The following is an 18,375-nucleotide window of genomic DNA, read 5'->3' on the forward strand; positions in this document are numbered from 1 at the left end:
AATGCGACTAAACCTAAGGGCTAGCGCCGTCGGCTCACTAAAACAACAGCCCGCTTGCGCCGTTCAGCTAAAAAAGGAACAAAAACAATCAACGTCGCATACCAACGGTCGCGGGTTCGCTTATGAGCACCGCGTGTGGAAACCAAACCAGTAAGTTTCCAAGGGTTCAAAGAACCGTTAACGGATTGAGTTAATGGTTCGGTGCAGTTACAGCCACTGATTCAATCCGCGCGGTGTCGCCGGCAATCAATTTTATCTCGATGGGCGTGTGCGCTGAAATGGTTTGGCTCAACGTAAACACGCCGTTCTTCATTTTGTTGAGAGACACATCGATCTCGATATCCTCAGCGCCTTCACGTATCGCAAGTTTGAAGGCATCGTCCTTGTCCATTCCCGCAAGTTTCAGCTCGATAGAGGCAATATTCTTGTCGAAAGTAAAACCCCATGCCTCGCCGACATCGAAATGATTATGATCTCCCTTTCCACTGGCGGATCGGATGCTTACTGCGTGATACGCGGCGTGGATATTGAGTTTACTTCCCTTGGTGACCCCATCGATATCGACGATTTCGATGGTATTCATGGTCAACGCATCAACGGTCATTGACGCGCCTACCGATGCGCCGTCAAAGGGAGTTTTGTTGTTAAAATCAAAAAGAACCCTCTCTGCCGCTGCGCCGCTTGTTTCGTCCAGCCCTTTAAAGTTCGGCTTCGTAAGCGAAGAACCCACGCCACGCAAGTCAATTGGCTGAATGCCGAGCTTTTCGGCCGGCGAGCCGTTTTTGAAGCGGTAGATACCTTGTTTAGCGGCATGGGTGTCGAACATCGGATCTGCATAGATGAGTTTTACAGCATCTTGTCCCAGCGTGACCTGTTCGCCGGTGAACAAGTCGCTGCCCAGTTCGCTCTTAGGAACGTAAGAATCGCTCGTATTCTCCGTGAAATAGATGGAATTCTCCATCTTTGGTAGATTCATAAAGAAGGGCCGGTCCGTTGCACGACTGTCCGTCAAATAAAGCCCATTGCTCGACTTTGAAGAGGCTGGCGGCATAAAGATATTGCCAACCGGCTCGACTTGCTTGGTGCCACCGAGCCATCCCGGTAAGGTTCGCCCACGAAGAAAGGTCTCCGTGAAAACAAAGTTATTTGAGAGATCGGCAGGCCCCTTGAGCCCGAACCCTTGCTCCGATTCTCGGACCACATTGTTTCTGATGATGGTGAAGCTCGGATTATCGTCTAATCGCACCGTACCGGCCGTACCATAATTTTGATGGAGGTAGTTGTTTTCCACCACGTTGTTTTCGCCCATGGCGGAGAAATAAATCGCATTGCCGTCATGCAGCTGCAGGAGCACACGCGAGATATCATTCATGCTGATTCTGTTTTCACGGGCGTGCAGAAGTGGCAGGAAATGTTCGAGGTTGTTGTGATATTGTGCCGCTAACCCCTTCTGAATATACGGTTCGCACTCCTCGAAACGAATGGAAGAAACCCAGGCACGCCGGAACGGGATCCGGTTTACAAGATAAAACTCATGAGGCCGGCAACCGCTCACCACAATCCCATTGTAGGGAACGTCCCGGATCGTGTTGTGGGTGATTTCATTGTGCCCGCTTTGCGCAACAAAGATGGCTGCCGAATGCAGCAAAAGTTCACCGATATCGTGAATGTAATTATCATGCACCACGTTGTTTTTATTGACATCTTTTGTTCCGGGGCCATAGCCGCTGAGCACAACACCTCCGCCGCCGAGATGATGTAGGTGGTTGCGTGTAATGTTTATTCTCTGGCAGTGTAGGTCCAAACGAATGCCTGTCCCGCTGCTTGATCGGATGACACACGATGCAACATCGCAGTCTTCCGCAAAACGGAAACGAACCACGGCATTGCCCTTGTCATACATTTCCCAGTCGTGCTGCAGGCCTTGATCCCCCTCAAGCAAGCTGTCACGCACACCATGGCTAAAGGTTAAACCTTCGAAGTGAAGGTGCTTCACGAAAGGTCCGTCTTCCGTACCTTCAACCCGGATGAATTCTTGAAGGTACGGCGCAACGATGTGCATGTCTTTGATGTCGCCCTCTGGCCAGAAATAGAGCCGACCCTCGGCACTGCTGAACACCCATTCTCCCGGCTCATCCAAGTAGTCAATCGCGTTTTCCACCCAGTAGCGATTGTTCGGATTCATCGCCTGATAAGTCGGATCCACGGCCAAATGAGCAATTCTGTTTTGGGTATCAATGCGCTCAAGAGGAATGATGTTGGCCAACCACGGACGATCCTTCAAAATGAGTTCGATATCAGAGGGGTTAGGCCAATCCTTAATGTCTTCATCCCTGAAGTGGACCGTACGATCAAACGGTGCAACCGGCTCCCCTTCGTACTCCAGCACACTCGTTAGTTTTTTACCCTGCCGGTTAAAGTCGTTTTCCTTTTCGACATCTGCATAGTGAAAGCCATTTGATCTTGCGCGTTTCAGCAATGTTTCGCTGTCGTAAAGGGACTTGATATTCCACTGTTCGTTTAGCGCTCGGGGAATTTCAGCAGCCCACAACTGGCCTTTTGCTTCCGGAGCAACACCTGCAGGATCCTTGGCACACTTTTTCCAGTTGCTGATTTCGATACCGCCCGTAAACACCGGCGTTTCACCAGGAAACGCTTTGTAAATCACCGGAGCGTCTTGGCTCCCCGAATCTTGCGGCCCGAAGACAACCGTTTCTCGTAGTTGATAGGTTCCTCCGCGAATCTGCACTTCAATGGTGTCTGCGGGGTTCGTCGTTTTCAATTGACGCACTTTAAGCCGGGCGGCATCCAATGTGGCCAACGGACCGTCATTCTTTTGGGGCTCAGCCAATCGCCCTGACCATTGGTCGTTCCCAGCTGGAGCTACAAAAAGCGTGGTTGTTCCTGCTTGGACTGGACCTTGGAACAGAACCATGAATGCAAGAAGCGTCAGGAGTATTTGGGTATTGCCCCGCACGTTTTTCATGGTTGAAAACAAGATTACTAACATTGGCTTACTGTGCTCATGGTTCATGCTTCCTGGTCCTTATCTCGTAATGGTTCAGCGGAGCGACTAGCAGGACAGCGCCACTTCAATCGTTCAATAGGCATCTAAAGTGTTGTGGGCGCGTTGTTTGCGAACAATGCATTGGTAACCCGAAGCGTAAGCGAGGGATTCTTCGTAACTCCTTCCCTCGCTTACGCTTCGGGTTACCTTTTGCTCGAAAGTGGCGCTGTCCAGCTAATTTCCGTATGCTCGGACAACCGCTTCCGAATCCGTATAGGTGTCATCCGTACGCTCGATCCAGTCTGCTAGCATCTTGCGATGGGCTTCCAGCACATCAGCGAATTCGGGCTCTTGAGCCAAATTGTTCGTCTCACCACGGTCATTGACCATGTCGAAGAGTTGTTCTCGATTCGATCCGTCACTCCAGCGATGGTACTTGAAATTGGGAGTGCGAACTGACCGACCTTTATACGAAACGTCGTCGTCGACTTCAGCTTCGGTGACGACGTAGCGGTGAGTCGGTGCGGGCGAATGTTCATCGAGTGCAAATGGAAGTGCGCTGAGGCCGAAATAGGGTCCGTCGGGCATGGGCGTGCCGACGATTTCAGAAATCGTTGGCATCAGGTCGATGCCCACTGAAACGAGACGATCGTCGATTTCGTTGACTCTTGACTGACCGGGCCAACGAATGATGAACGGGACGCGGCAAGACTCTTCGTACAGGATTGATTTCTGGTGCCAACGATGGGCACCGCATCCGTCACCGTGGTCACTCGTAAAAATGACGACAGTGTTTTCATCGAGGCCGTTTTCTTTTAGCGCTGCGAGAACCTGGCCGATTTCGTTGTCGACTAATTCGACCAGCCGGTTGTACGCCCAACGATATTGTCGCCATTGATCGCGATCGAATGACATTGCCATTTTCTGAGCGTTGGGACCTTTTTTGTCGACGATATTTCGTCGCCGCATCACCGCTTCGGCTTCGTCCGCATTGATTTCGTAGTTGTCAGGCAACGGTGGGCAATCTTCGAGCGGTGGCGAAATCGAGACATCACCGTTTCGCATGGTGGTCGCCTTCTTTTCTTTGACGCCCGCCTTCTTGCGTCCCCATTCACAAATGTCGTGGGGATTGTAGTACGAGGTGACAAGCAAGAACGGAGTGTCATTGGGTTGGCTAAGGTAGCCAACCGCGTTCTCGGTGATCGTTGCATCGCGACCTGATGTATAAACGTCAAACCCGTGGTGCTTTCGATCCTTCGTCGAGAATGTCTGGTCCTGAATGTGCCATTTGCCAAAGTAAGCGGTTCGATATCCAGCTAGCTTGGCCTGATTGCCCAGCGAAACGATCGGCTTGTTTTTGGCATCCGCCAGTCGTCGGGTGCAAGGCAATCTTCCGGTGTACATCGAATAGCGTTCAGGAAGACAAACAGGATAGTTCACATAGGCGTTGGTAAAACGCACTCCTCTCTTCGCAATTTCGTCCATGGCGGGAGTATTCAGTCCTTCCGATCCGGCACATCCCATTGCATCCGCAAATTGTTGATCTGTTGTGATCAACAAAATATTTGGGCGAGAATCGCCAGGCTCGGCAGCGTCCACGGTATCGGACTGCATGGCCAGCAGAACCAAAGGGATCACCAGGAGTGCAACCCGCAAACGTGGGCCGGTGAAGGGTTCGGTAATGTTTTTCATGATTGATGGGGCAGAAAGAAAGGTTCTATCCAGTTAATGTAATTGTACGTGATGCCCGGCGTCTTACTCCGCTGCGCCTATATTGACAGAGTAACGGGGGATGGGACTGCCGAAGAAGTTAGTGGCCTGTAAGCCAGACTCAACTGGGACACCGCGGTCAATCGCTGGCGAACCCGCAATCAGACGATATCCCAACAACGATTTCCTCGTCCGCAGATCGATCCCCGTTCCGGTTATCCCGGGTTTGAGAAATCGTGGATCACGCAAGATCGCACTGGCATCCGTTTCTCGCGGCGGGACGTGAAAGTAAAGATTGTTGTGGAAGGTGGTGTTGATGGCTTTTCCACTATTTCCCCACCGCCCCTTGCCTTCAAAGTAGAAAATGTTGTTCGAAAAGTGCGTGTTCAGAGGCGTTCGGTTTTCGGGGAAAACAACCGCTTGCAAGCCTTTTCGTGTGTAGTGGGTGTTGTTGTAGATTTGAATGTTTTCTGCATCCAGACTGCTGTCAAAACCATAGAAATACAACCCGCTTTGCTCATTCTGGCTGATGTTGTATCGGATCGTTACGTTCCGATTTGGCTTTTTCATGATGCCGCAGAACCACATGTTGTCGTGGCTGTAGTTGTATTGAATGAACGTATTGACGCAGTTGTAGTCGGCGTCGAAGCCGCCACGATCATGGTGGTCGTCACCAATGTTTCCATAGGCTTCGTTGTGTTGGATTCGGATCCCGTCGGTGTTGAAGCAAAAGATGCTGTGTCCGGTATCGAATCGACTGCTGTTTGCCAACGTATTGAATTCGTAAACCGCATCTTTGCTGCACCGGGCGATCACATTGTTTCGTCCTGTTTGATCGACGTGGTTGCCGGCCACATAAACGTTGGTCCACAAGTTCTCAGTGACCTCTCGACCAGGGCGGAGCACCACCCGCCCGCACGAGGAATCGTTGCCGATTCCAACGCCGCCCACGCGACGAATGCGATTGTTGGTGATTCGCAAATCATCGAACCGTGTCGCTCTGCAATTCATTATGTGAACATGAATTCCACCTCGTTTCTTTCCCGCGACTAGGCCATTGACATCGTGGATGTCGCAGTCATCGATGTAGATATGCCGAACAATGCCGTCGTTGGTTGCTTTCGAGTCGCCGGTGACCACAACGTAAATCCCAAACAGCGTGCCTTGATCTTGGTCGGTGCCATCGATGTTGGTGATTTCCAGACCGTTGACTTCCCAAAAGGTTGAGTCCTGCAGGAGGAAGCCCGCAGGGTGTTTGCCTCCGGCGTCGATTCGTGGCCGTTTCCCATGTCCGTAAGACTTCACGACGATCGGGTTACCGTCCGTGCCGGAACCGGCGGGCGCGAACATGCCTTTGAACCGTGAACCACGATGAAACAGAATCACATCACCAGGCCGGAAAGTAGACGTCCGAAGATGGTCGAACGTTTCCTGAGAGTCGATGCGGAATTCTGCCGCCCAGCAAGGACACAGCCCGACGGTCAGCAATGCAACGACTGCCCAAATATGGGAAATCCGAAACCTTGTCGAAAACGATCGCAGTGGATCACGCGAGACCCGTGCGAAGATGCCCAAACGCTGAATCATTTTGGTGCCTTTTTTGAAAGGTGAATCATCGGTGTGCGATTGAGACGCGGGAGTTTGGCGAAGAACGTCGTCGAATTTGCAAGCCCGTTTTGAATTTGCTAGCCGCCGACTAGTCAACAAGACGCAGCATTGCTTGCGCAAAACGTTGGCCCAACAACCACTGGCTCTTGGCGTCGAAATGTGTTCCGTCATCCCAGGTTGTCGTCCCGTTGCTGGAAACTAAGCCCAGGTTGGGGCCGCTAGTACCGACGGTTTTGATGGCCGCACGCACGCTATCTCGTTTGCCGTTATCAAAGACTTCACCAACCACAACAGGAAGATCGGCAACGCCAGTGTCTTCACGAATCCGCGAGATCAGAGACTCGAGTCGCTCGCGATACGTTTTTTCGCTCGACTTGCTGTCTGATTCACCTTGATGCCAAAGCATTCCTCGCAGTTGATAGGTGTGTCCCTCATCGGTCAGTTGGGATGTTGCCTGTTGGATCGTCTCTAAAAAATCGCGATAGCGCGGTCCCTGTGTTTCGGGTTTTCCTTTCTCGCCAGGCGCCCAGTCTTTCCGCAGGCTGGTCCCACCCTTGGAACCTTTGATCAATGCGATTTGGCGATCTGGATGTGCCTCGGACATCGCTGATGCGAAACCAATTTCAGGCCCGAACTTGGATGATGGAAGTTCGCCCTTGAATTTTGGTGGCACACTGTAACCAGGTTCCAATCGTTTCCAGCCATCCGAAGAGTATGGCGGGTTGCGGTAGAAGATGATTGCTGTATCTGAAGTTGCACTCTGCTGGGCAGTCAATTCTGAAGCCGCTCCGCGTCCGTCCATGTTGGATTGGCCAGCCAGCAGGTAAACATCGTACTGATCAGCGTGGACCGAGCAGGATGCAAGGCAAAGTACAAGAAACAACGCGGGCCGAATCAAAAAGCAGCGTGACGACAGAACACTTGGCGGTGAAATGTTCTTCACCTGAGATGTCCTTGAGCGATGCAGCAAAGTATGCGTCATCACCACCCTACTTTGCCTCTTCCGCGTTTGCTTTCGCTTGCGCTTCTGCAAGCTTCTTCTCATAATCAGCGATTTCGTCCATCGTTACTTCAGGAACGTCATTCGCTGAATTACCACAACCAGTGCTCATTCCGAGAGAGAACAGCGAACAACCGAGCAGAATGGACAACAGACTAGAGCGACTAACGAGATTCACGATCATGGAATTTGTTTTCAGAAAATGAGGCAAATGAACTGGCGTCCAGGGTGATTGAATTCACCGCGGACGATGAAACTACTGAAGACTTAAATCTGCTCTTTAATGACTTCCTTAGACGCACGCGTGCCCAAGGCTCCCCAAAGTCCGTAGGGACTTATTGAACCAGACGCGTAAGTACCGCTACCACCTTCGGTCACCATTCGAGCTCGTCGATCACCCGCTTCGATCGAGTCAGTAATAAACTTAACGGCACCATCGCCCATCAAAACATGAGCACCACCTTGGTGCCTACTGGACGTTGAGCCTAAGGTAGTGGACGTGGCACTGCGTCCACAGGTTTCCGAATTAGGTGGCAGCATTGTGTAGAAGCAACCGAAGTTTGGCAGATAGTCTGCCCATCGGTAACCGCGTCCCTCAATCTCTGCAAAAAGCTGGGTGCCGTAGGTAGATCCAGTCACCCAGAATTGCGGACGCGCCGGATCGATAAAGCTCTGGTCCAAGCAATGCGATGGGTTGTTTCGGAGTGAGTTTTCGGTTCCGGGGTGAGCATACCCGATCGTCCGAATGTCCCTGTCCCCCAAGTCCGTCGCGATTTCACCTGCCGCGATCGTGTTGGAAAGGCCGTCGAGCACATCTCGAAACCGCGTCACATTATGTGGTTGAAACATTCCGCGGTTTTTGGCGCGGGACGCTGTCGCGAAAGCCTGCGTTTCGCTGTACGGATACGTTCCACCCGACGACGCCTTGCGAACGAAAAGGGCTCCGTCGCGACCGTCGTAACATGAGTCGCCAAAGCAGGCCACATAATTCGTGCGTCCCAACGCGGGCAAACCCACGCCAGGATCGCTCGGGCAACGCAAGGCAACAATATTGGTGAACCAGGGAATGTAATTGATTTCTTCGGGGGTTGGCCCCATCGCAGGCCATGGGTTCCCTACGACACCTCGAACCGCAGACAGATTTCCATCGGTGCGACCGATGCTGGGATTGGAAATCTGCTCCCAGAGTGCCTGTTGCTCCATGAATGGCATGAGGCCTACAAGGAAACTCAGGCGGCGGTTCGACGAATCGTTCCGAGCCGCCCAGATATCTTGCGGCCCGGTTTGCGTACCGGCCCCGTGGATTGGAATTTGATCATAGGCGGAGTGATAGTTATGGATTGCCAAGCCAATCTGTTTGAAGTTGTTGCTGCAGCTCATTCGCCGAGCGGCTTCGCGGGCGGCCTGAACAGCCGGCAATAGCAGCCCGACTAAAACCCCGATGATTGCGATCACCACTAGCAGCTCGACTAGGGTGAACCCATAGGTTCCACGGACTTGTTTGCGAGTATGCATGTAAAACTGCTCCACGTGAGAAAATGATGAACGATTGAACGCCAACCCACTTGCATTGAATTGAAGGGGACTTCTTGCCTTGTTAAACACAATTTTGCGGTAAGCGGACCGGTGAAAACGACGTTCTTGCATTTCAGGGCCGTTGTTAATCCGGTTTGGACAAAAATTTTTAATATCCGTCACGAAAGTCCAATCAGGCTGTCCGCTGCGACAATCGTGTTAGGAAAAATGTCCAAACGCTAACTGGCTGTACACTTGCGGCGGACGAATCGTCGGTCACAAAAATCCGTATTGACGACGGCGCATTTCCGCACTGCTTTTTAGACGGACGTCCTTGGGCTCCGAACACACTCACGTCGCTAGATTGATAGCCCTCCCGCCCCCGCATCATGCGGGAAAGCGGAAGTGGCAACGTTCTTCAAGAGCAGGGTGTGGTCTGGGATACGTTGCACGCATCCGTCGAAGACCTCAGCCGAATAACGATTGGCCGAGAAGTCGGTGCTACCTCAAGAACCATCAAGCTCGTATTCGACTGCGGTGTCGAGGCATTCGTGCTTGCCCCCTGCCAACTTCCGTTGCAAGAAACCCGAGCAAGTAAACGACTGTTCAACGGTTGATCGTTAACGTGTTGACGCCTTCGTCCGGTCGCTCGAACTGCCAGAAACCGTTGCCCAGATCCTTACTCTTGATGCCGTCGGCTTTCGGCATTCCGTCAGCGGACCAGATCACAAGCGGGCCGTTCTCGACCATTTCTACGGTCAAGTTTTCGGGACTTGTCTCCACTGATTGAACGGCTGCCGGTGACAGGTATTTGTCACGTGCACCGATGACGGCCCAACCGTGCTGGATGGGAGCGAGCAGCAAGAGTCGGTCTGAGAAACCGGTCAGTTCAAAGGGGTACGCCGTGTCGAGTTTTTGGCCGGTTCCGTTTCGCCAATCAAAAAGGACCAAGCCCTCGTTGGGAAGCTCCCATGGACCAGCGTAGGGTTGGATCATGCCAGACGCATGGGCATAGTCCGCGGCGGATACTTGGGTGGTGATCGTTTCATCGCCCGGGTGAAAGAGGTTGTACGTAACGATCGCAGCACAATGGTTGGCAAGTGGTGCGATCACCCGAAACGCCTTGCGGTTCTTGTAGACATCCATCATCACGGAGTCCGGCAGTGGGAATCCTGGGGCGAGGGGACGCAGCAACTCTCCGTCGCGATACGTAAGTGGGCGGATATACTGCTCGGCAAAGTCCGTCGGATTATCTGAAAGGTACACCGGGGCACCGGACATCGCCTTGGAAATGGCCATCAGCTCGCCGGCATCCGGGTCGGAGGAGTGAAACATGTCATGATCGGGCCAGACGGTTTGTCCCTGGAACAGAGTGTTGACATACGACTGCTCGATGTGTGCCTTGGCTTTGGCGAGATCTTTCAGCTTGTAATCGATGCTAACGCGTGACACCGCTGAGTATCGCGTACCCAGCACCTGAGGCGTGCCTTGGCTCATGCAGTTGATCATTCCCTGTGGCATTCTCGCTTTGACGGCATGCTCGAGCGATTCGGACATCCAGCGATTGATTTGCACGCTGCTGTCGACGTTTTTCTGCATGGCGTTGTACAGCGACTGATTGTCAATCTTCACGAAATCGAACCCGTAGTCCGCCACCGAGCCGATAAACGCATCGTAGAATCGTTGGGTGCCCGCTTTGGATTTGCCTGGTCCGAGATTCTTGCCGAAGGGGATCAAGTCTCGATTAAGGACACCGAAATCGTTTTGCTTGTGGATCCCTTTCCAAAGCCCCATGTAGGAGTGCCAGAGGCCAAACCACTTGATCTTGTCTTCGCTGCGCATCGCCAACAGCGGTTCCCAGCCATTGGGAAACGTCTTGGGGTTGGGGGCGAAGCTTTTCAGCGCAAGTCCTTGCTGGATCTGGAAGCCATCATCGACCAGCACCCATCGAATCGGCACCCCGCTGTCTTCGATCGTCTTAGCGGCCTGAACGAGCTTGTCACTGTTGATGTTTTTCTTGAAATGCTCCCATGAGCACCATCCCAGGTATTTGAACGCATCTGGATAGCTCTTGTTGATCCGCCAGTCGGTGGAACCCTCCAGCGTTTCGATTGCGAGTGCCCACGCATGATGCAGCGATCGATACAGATCCTGATCTTTCGCCCATGCCAGCAGCGGAGTCGTTCCGCTCTCGGCACCGTTGCCGAAGTTGCCAAGCACCAGATTGACCTCGCCGCTTTTCGACGTATCCAACCAACTCATCGTTGAACCGGTGCAAAGCGGGAGCAGCGTCAGATACTCGCCCGATCCCAACTGGTAGAGGGCAAACATGCCCTGTGACTGTGCCCCCTGGCCGATGGTCTTGCAGGGATTTTTTGCGAAGGGTTCCGCGAACAGGGTGGACATGTCGTTGTTGCTGACAAACCACGGCGTCAACTGATTGGCCAATCGCGGCCACTTGAAATTGGATCCCAATCCCCCTGCGAAGTACGCGCCCCTCTCGAACTCGGGAAGCGCCAGTTCGCGAGTAAGCACCACGCCGTTACGATTCGATTTTGCCGAATCGACTTTTCCGAAAATCACACCGGTAGTTTCACCGACGAAATCGTTCGGTTCCGCCCGGCCGGCAGAGTAGGTGAACGCCAGTGCTAAAAACAAAGAGGTTTGGAGCCATTTCATGTCATGAATCTTTCAGTGTAACAAACGTTTCGCGTCGCACCTTGCGGGGGAAGCCCCTGCACTGGCCCTTGCGAGACGCGATGATTACCGGAGCAACGTCACCCTTACTCGCAGAGAACGTTCTCGATCTGATTGAGGTCGTGGCGGGCTGTGGCGACAAGTACTGCTTGGCCTGGCTGGTCGCTTGTTGGATCGTCGGCCTGACGTGTTCGTAATTGGGACGCCGCCACGGCGTCTGGTAGCCGCTGGCGGTTTTGGGGTTGCTGGAATCAGTGCTTTTTTTGTCCGATCGATCGAACAAGGGCATTGCCTACGAGACATCGCACGCGGGATTTCATTGGGTTCTTTGCTTACCAGTGTTGTGTGCCGCCAGCGCGGATGAAATTTCGCTGACGACCTTCTCCGCCAAGTGCTTGTATCCCTCTTCGGTGAAATGGACATCGCCATCGCGGATTTGAATGCCGGGGAGTTTCGCGATTGCATGGGAGTGCAGATCGTTTACCAAGACTCCGTTTGCATCCATGATCGTTTTTGCGACCTGGTTGTATTTGAGGTCATCGTCCAACTTGCGGCCCGCCTCGTGTTCTGGAACCGGCGTTGTTTCGCACCAGATCAGTGTCGCTCCCGTCTGCTTCAAACGGGCTACGATCTTCTCCATGTTCGCTTGATACTGCTCAAGGGTGGTCGTCAGCGTCCCGTTTACCTTGTCGCGGTGCCCTTGGGTTTTCGATGTTGGGTTGCGGTAACAGAGGTCCCATAATCCCCAATTGAAGTGAATGACATCCCACTTCGCGGGTTTTTGATTGAGCCACTTATCGAGATTCTCGAGTCCGTACGTCGAGTGCTTGGCATTAGTTGGAATACGAAACACATCAGCTCGCTCTTTCAGGCGGTTTCGAACATACGGCGTGTAGCCGATCGAAATGGAATCCCCGATCAGAAGGACGTTGGGAAGAGCGGGATTGTCTTTGGGATTGGCGAACGCTTTGCCTCGCCCGTCGTAGAGTTCATCCACGCTGGCCAATTCATCGCCGCAACATGCATTGCATCCAATGCATCCGAGGAAAATAGCGAGTATCAAAATTGGGTGGAGTCGTTGCATGTTGAGCGATACCTTCGTCTGAATCCATTGGTAAACCGGTGCGTCCGGTCCTGCCACGCCGGCCGGTTGGCGTGGCTGGTGCGTCACATCTTACCATGCCATCATCAGAACGAAGCCGACGATTGAACAGGAAGCTGCCTGGCGTTGGAGCTATTCCTTGGCAAACTCGACATTTTCCAGTCGCAACACCACCGCGTTTGGCCAGCGGCGGTTGTTGTAAAGTCGCTGGGCACGGACGACGGAGACTTCCAGTCCGTCGTCGGTCTGACGGTGGCGGGTTCCGATATCGTGCCGCGACGTGAATTTTTCCACGCGATCCTCCTGACCGAGTACCGAAATTTTGGTGTCGGGGGTCGCTTTTAGATCTTTGAGCAACACCTCTTTTCGGCTGGACCGTCCCCACTGGGTACCGCCCTTTGGATCGTTGTCCGTGAACTGGGTGAGAACAGCGTAGACGTACTTCCCGTCCTTGGACCGCGTGTAGTAGCCATCTTCCTTGCTGCCGGCGATGACACAGGGACGAGTGTCGTGGATGGCCTCGTCGTTGACGAACATCCAGAGTGCCAACTCACGAAAACGTTCCTCCTGCTCGAGCGGCACGATTCCTGATGGCATCGGCCCCATATTGATCAGCAGGTTGCCGCCCTTGGCGCGGGTTTCGACCAGCATATTGATGAGCTGCGTTCCCGATTTGTAGTCTTCGTTGGTCGGTTTGTACTGCCATTGGTTTCCCAAGGTAAAGCAGGTTTCCCACGGACCGGGGATCGGATCTTTGGGAAGCTTCTGTTCCGGGGTCACCATCTCGCCACGGGTGACGATGCAGCGTGGGGCGATCTGATGAACGTACTGCGTCAATTCTTCTTTGTGGCCGCCGTCCAGGAAAATCACGTCAATCTCGCCATAGTTGGATAACAGTTCATCGAGGTGCCGCTTGGTGTAGGCGACTAATTCTTCGTGATATTTGCCGGCGTCTTTGCCGCCACGGGCGGGAACGTCACGTTCGTAATGAAACGCAAAATCCTCGGGGGAGTAGTAAAAGCCGACTTTGATGCCGTGGCGTCGGCAGGCATCGACATAGCTGGCGACGATATCCTTGCCATACGGCGTGTTCATGATGTTGAAGTCAGTCGTCTTGGTGTCCCACATGCAGAAGCCGCTGTGATGCTTCGTCGTGAAAACCATGTACTTCATACCCGCGAGCTTGGCGATTTCCATCCATTTGTCAGGGTCGTACTGTGTCGGATTGAACGTCTTGGGCAGTTCATTGACATAGCGGTCGAGGTACTTGCGTGAGGCATAGTCCATCGAATGGCTGATCACGCTTCCAAGCTGTGAATCGAGTGACCAGTGCACGAACATGCCCAGGCCCCAGTCGATGAATTCCTGCTCCCGGGCTGGATCGTTTTTTAGATCGCCCGCCAGATTCGGTTTGCTGGTTCCTTGCGCGTTGCAAAGTGCTGCCGGACCGATCGTCAGCATGGCGATGAACAGGGTGAGTTTTGGAAAGGTCATGTGGTTACGCCTTGGTTGATGTTTACTCGTTCGGACGACTGATAACGGTGATGGAATAGGACTATTTGCCTCGTGCTTTCGATTGCTCTCATTTCCTTGTCAGCTCGCTCGCTTGCTCGGGATACGGAGCCAGCAAATCATCGGATTCGGTAGGTTTCTTCAGCGTTCGGACTTAGGCCCGAGCACCCTGTTGGGGCATCGCGCCGAGCATCGGTCCGCCCAACTGATTCAGTTCAGTGTTCTCGCAGCGGGTTCGGAGATTTGGCTGTTCGCCCCACAAGTTCAGAATCCCGATTGCGGAATCCAAATCTCCTGGTTTCAGTTCTGCGTGAAGCGACGGGGCGGTCGAGGCGTGGACGCTAGCAAGCGGTGAAAGCGAGACGGTCATTCCCGCGATCCAAACAGCGTCAATTCCTAGGTTTCTCCGGGCCAAACCCGATTCCTTTCTGTGGGGACAATGAGGATTCGGGGATATCATACACGGGGAAATAGTTGTCCTCTATCGTGTATTTATAGGGGGCGGATCCTGAATTGCCTGGGTGCGATATTTCGTTTCTGCCCCAAAACTCCGGTTGCTGGCCGGTGTTGAGAACCGCAACCAAAGCGGCTGACTATCGAAGGCACGAGAAAAAGCTTCGTGTGTTGGCCAATGTCACTACCACAAATTTCATGTGAGCAAGATCATGTGTACGATTCGAAAGATCCAATTCGTTCTCGCCTGCGTGGGGCTGAGCCTTTTGCCGGGTTCATTGGTTCTCGCGGAAGGATCCAACACGGAATTCTTCAACGGGCAAGATTTCACCGGATGGGTGACCGAGAAAGGCATGCCGGTTGAGCAGGGGTGGGAAGTCGTCGACGGAATGGTCCACCTCAAGCGGGCGAAGGGAGAGCGGCGGGTCGGCCATATCCTGACAACGAGCCAGCACGAAAATTTCGAACTTGAGTTCGAATGGAAACTTACCGAGGGGACCAACAGCGGCATCAAGTACCGTGTGCGCAACTACGAGGGCAAGATCCTAGGGTGCGAATATCAGATCAATGACGAAACGAAAACGCGATTTGATGAACACAGTACCGCTGCTCTGTATGCGTTGTATCCTCCCAACGATCAAAAGGTCTTGAAGCCAACCGGTGAGTTCAAACACGGAAAAATCGTCGTCCAGGGAAATCGGATTCAGCATTGGCTCAACGGAAAGCTGGTCGTCGATGTGGAAGTTGGCAGTGAAGATTGGAAAGAGCGAGTTGCCAACAGCAAGTTCGATAACCGGGCGGGATTCGGAGAGAATCCAGAGGGCCAGATCATGTTGACTGATCATGGCGGTGAAATCTGGTATCGCAATTTGACGTACCGAAAGCTGGATTGATTGCGGCCCTTTTACTCTCGGACGGGAAACTCCCACCTCATTCCCATCTTACCGCGCCCCCTTTGCTTTGTTCCCCTTCGTCACGGTAAGGTTTGCTTCGGTTTGTTTCCCCAGGCCACGGATTCCTGCCATGGCGAATGCATGTCGTCACTTGTGACTAACCATTTGCGGAACACGGGCTCCAACTATCGTGGGTGGCGACGTGGCCACGCGGTCTGAGCAATGCGGCTTCAAGAAGGGTTTAGCGGCGGTTCGCGCCGGTTGGAATCGTTCTCTTGCATCGGTGTCATGTTTGCGGCACTCTGGAAGGCATGTTGACGCTCATCACGGTCCGCAGAATTCACTGCAGATTCCAATTCAATTTTGAACCGACGCTGCCCAAAAGCGTCATGGATGTGTGATCGTTTCGGGTTAATGGTGTAAACTCAAGTCAATGAGCCGCTCACGAACACTTTTCCAGTTGATCACGTTATTGCTGCTACTCTCTCCAGGGAATGTGCGCGCAGCCGATCGCGATTTCGTCCAGAAAGTCCAGCCGTTTCTCAGCACACATTGTGTTCGTTGTCATGGCCCGGATCGAGAGGAGGGGGACGTGCGGGTTGATCGACTCAGTTGGGATTTAGATGATCTTGGCAGCGTCGATGATCTCCAAAATATCCTTGACGAAATTGTTATCGATTCGATGCCGCCAGCGGGTGAGCCCCGCCCTGGCTCGCTAGCGTTGAAAGAGATCACTCAATTGCTGGGCAAACACATCGCTGATGCCAAAGCGAGTCACAGTTCGGGTGGCGGTAAGCCCGTCCGGCGGCTGACAAGAACTGAGTACGTGAACACGCTCTACGATTTATTGGGTGTGCGAGTTGATCCTGAAGAGCTTCCCGAAGATGGCAGCGTTGGAAGCTTTGACACCGACGCGACCGAACTCTATACCACGGACATGCACATCGAGCGATGTCTTGAGGTGGCCCGAGAAGCGGCCAGACGCTTTATTGCCAGCCGCCATCGCGAGCCGGGGCGCACGCAACTCAAAACCGAACGCTCGCCGTCGGCTAAGAAAGGTGCGTTCTCGGTTACGGCATCGGATGTTCCGCCTGCTGGTTTCCAGATCGCACGCTTGGTTTGTTGGCAAAAAGACCCCAAGCCCTCCAATCAAGTCTTTTTTGGGCCATCCCGCCAAGCGATCTTCGAGGTCACTGGCACACCCGATGCGCCGCAGTACATCGACAGAATCTTCTACGAGCCCGCGACGGAAGCTTGGGCTGCCAATCCGGACGTGGTGGTGGGAGAGATTCAAAACATTCAGGTCATTCATCCGCAGCCGTTCCTGTTTTTCGAAAAGGTTCGAAAGCGTTATGGAGACCAAGTTCCAGACGCCGCAGCGCGGGAGTTGATTCTGGATTATGTCACACTGATCAACCGTGGACGTCGAGTCGACAGGAAGTTAGTCGGTGATCTGTTTGACAATTTCGTGCTAGGGCGACGGCAGGGCGAGACGTTTTGGGCGGCGATGGTGGAGCCGATGGCGCTCGCCATGTGCACGATGGAATCGATGTTTCATTTTGAAACACGAGGAACAGCCAAAGAGTCTCGCTACGTTTCCCCGGTCGAGATGGTCAACCGGGTTTCGTACTTTTTGTGGCGATCGGCTCCCGATGACGAACTGATTCGTTTGGCTCAGTCCGGCAAATGGTATGACGTGGCGGTTCGGAACCAGCAATATCGCCGGATGGTAGAGGACGAAAAGTTCGAGCGGTTTCTGAGTGACTTTACAACTCAGTGGCTCGAACTTGACAGACAGGATGAAATCGCTGTCGACGATCGGCTGTTCCCCGATTTTAACGACAACGCAAAAGAGTCAATGAAGGAGGAAACGATTCAGTTCGTGTCCCATGTGATTCGCGAGAATTTGCCGCTTCGCAATCTGATCGATTCCGACTTCATGTTGGTCAATAACTTTATGGCCGAGCATTACGGCTTAGAGCGAGTGCGAGGCAACGAGTTTCAGGTTGTGCCGGTTCCTGAGGGCTCAAAACGGGGAGGGATTCTCACTCATGCCGGGATTTTGATGCAGACGGGAACGGGCGATCGAACCTCGATCGTTGAACGCGGCGCGTTTGTGCTCCGAAAGCTGTTGAATGACCCGCCGGGCATTCCACCGCCGTTAGTCGATGACCTGCCGAGCACAGGCCCAGCGGTCGCGAGGATGACGGGAGCCCAGCTTGTCGCCATGCACCGACAATGCCGCAGTGTGCATCGTGCCACGACAAGATCGATTCCATCGGGACAGGCCTCGAGGAGCTCGATGCGGTTGGGCTTTTCCGCACCGTGGACACGCGAATCAATCCGAACCTGAGCAAACTCAACAAGCGGCAACGCCGGAATCTGAATAATTTGACCATTCGACTTTCATTGGAAAGCGAAGGCCGGGTCCATGGACGACGTTTTAGCGGTGTGGAAGGGCTTCAAAAAGCTCTTCTTTCGAAGGACGTGTTGCTGGCCGAAGCGTACATCGAAGCATTGCTATCGATGGCCAACGGCAGGCAATCCGGAGTCGCGGACAAGACAATTGTCCAGGATATTATCAAAAGAGCGAATACGGCGGATCTGCCCGCGCTTTCCATCCTGGTAGCCGTCTTGAGATCAGATGCGTTCAGGACACATTAGTGGTAGCTGGACAGCGCAACTTTTCACGTAGCTCGGTCTCTGGGGACATCGATTTAATTACTGCAGGATTTCAAAAGTAGCGGAACGGCGCGAGCCGTCCGGTAACTCGGGACCGGACGGCTTGCGCCGTTCCGCTAAAAAAAGCACTAATACAATCAACGTCCCCCGCGACCGAGAATGGCGGGCGTTACCCGCCTCCGGAGCTCGGAGTAAC

13 protein-coding genes are annotated in these 18,375 nt (G+C 53.3%); 3 read left to right on the forward strand and 10 right to left on the reverse strand.

Annotated elements, in window-relative coordinates; translation table 11 throughout:
- Positions 1-190: 190 nt before the first annotated feature.
- From NB063_RS05700 to NB063_RS05745, 10 genes are all read right to left on the reverse strand, one after another.
- The gene (locus NB063_RS05700; protein WP_250927791.1) at positions 191-3,010 is read right to left on the reverse strand and encodes a right-handed parallel beta-helix repeat-containing protein; all 2,820 of its coding nucleotides are present in this window, start codon (positions 3,008-3,010) and stop codon (positions 191-193) included.
- A 231-nt stretch (positions 3,011-3,241) separates the two neighbouring features.
- Complete coding sequence (locus tag NB063_RS05705) at positions 3,242-4,699, reverse strand: sulfatase family protein (RefSeq protein WP_250927792.1); 1,458 nt, start codon at positions 4,697-4,699, stop codon at positions 3,242-3,244.
- A 63-nt stretch (positions 4,700-4,762) separates the two neighbouring features.
- Positions 4,763-6,304 (reverse strand): right-handed parallel beta-helix repeat-containing protein, encoded by a 1,542-nt coding sequence (locus NB063_RS05710; RefSeq protein ID WP_250927793.1) that lies wholly within the window; start codon positions 6,302-6,304, stop codon positions 4,763-4,765.
- Positions 6,305-6,413: 109 nt separating this feature from the next.
- Entirely contained in the window at positions 6,414-7,268 is an 855-nt protein-coding gene (locus tag NB063_RS05715) for a sialate O-acetylesterase (RefSeq protein ID WP_250927794.1), read from the reverse strand.
- A 46-nt stretch (positions 7,269-7,314) separates the two neighbouring features.
- A complete protein-coding gene (locus NB063_RS05720) occupies positions 7,315-7,509 on the reverse strand; it encodes a hypothetical protein (protein ID WP_250927795.1) in 195 nt (64 codons plus the stop codon).
- An 83-nt stretch (positions 7,510-7,592) separates the two neighbouring features.
- The gene (locus tag NB063_RS05725; protein ID WP_250927796.1) at positions 7,593-8,840 is read right to left on the reverse strand and encodes a DUF1559 domain-containing protein; all 1,248 of its coding nucleotides are present in this window, start codon (positions 8,838-8,840) and stop codon (positions 7,593-7,595) included.
- Positions 8,841-9,446: 606 nt separating this feature from the next.
- Positions 9,447-11,519: a Sip1-related alpha-galactosidase gene (locus NB063_RS05730; RefSeq protein ID WP_250927797.1), complete on the reverse strand. Its 2,073-nt coding sequence runs from the start codon at positions 11,517-11,519 to the stop codon at positions 9,447-9,449.
- Between the two features lie 334 nt (positions 11,520-11,853).
- Positions 11,854-12,708 carry an SGNH/GDSL hydrolase family protein gene (locus NB063_RS05735; protein WP_250927798.1) on the reverse strand — a complete coding sequence of 285 codons (855 nt, stop codon included), beginning with the start codon at positions 12,706-12,708 and terminating at the stop codon, positions 11,854-11,856.
- A 63-nt stretch (positions 12,709-12,771) separates the two neighbouring features.
- Entirely contained in the window at positions 12,772-14,133 is a 1,362-nt protein-coding gene (locus NB063_RS05740; RefSeq protein ID WP_250927799.1) for an alpha-L-fucosidase, read from the reverse strand.
- A gap of 172 nt (positions 14,134-14,305) precedes the next feature.
- Positions 14,306-14,521 (reverse strand): hypothetical protein, encoded by a 216-nt coding sequence (locus NB063_RS05745; RefSeq protein ID WP_250927800.1) that lies wholly within the window; start codon positions 14,519-14,521, stop codon positions 14,306-14,308.
- A gap of 295 nt (positions 14,522-14,816) precedes the next feature.
- Here NB063_RS05745 and NB063_RS05750 point away from each other — a divergent pair, with 295 nt between their 5' ends.
- From NB063_RS05750 to NB063_RS32535, 3 genes are all read left to right on the forward strand, one after another.
- A complete protein-coding gene (locus NB063_RS05750; protein WP_250927801.1) occupies positions 14,817-15,497 on the forward strand; it encodes a 3-keto-disaccharide hydrolase in 681 nt (226 codons plus the stop codon).
- Between the two features lie 592 nt (positions 15,498-16,089).
- Positions 16,090-17,850, forward strand: a complete 1,761-nt coding sequence (locus NB063_RS05755; RefSeq protein WP_250927802.1) for a DUF1592 domain-containing protein — start codon at positions 16,090-16,092, stop codon at positions 17,848-17,850.
- Positions 17,736-18,161, forward strand: a complete 426-nt coding sequence (locus NB063_RS32535; protein WP_407652551.1) for a DUF1585 domain-containing protein — start codon at positions 17,736-17,738, stop codon at positions 18,159-18,161. Before NB063_RS05755 ends, NB063_RS32535 begins: the two co-directional genes overlap by 115 nt.
- The last annotated feature ends 214 nt before the right edge of the window (positions 18,162-18,375 follow it).

The sequence above is a fragment of the Aporhodopirellula aestuarii genome, from assembly GCF_023701485.1.
GTDB lineage: Bacteria > Planctomycetota > Planctomycetia > Pirellulales > Pirellulaceae > Rhodopirellula > Rhodopirellula aestuarii.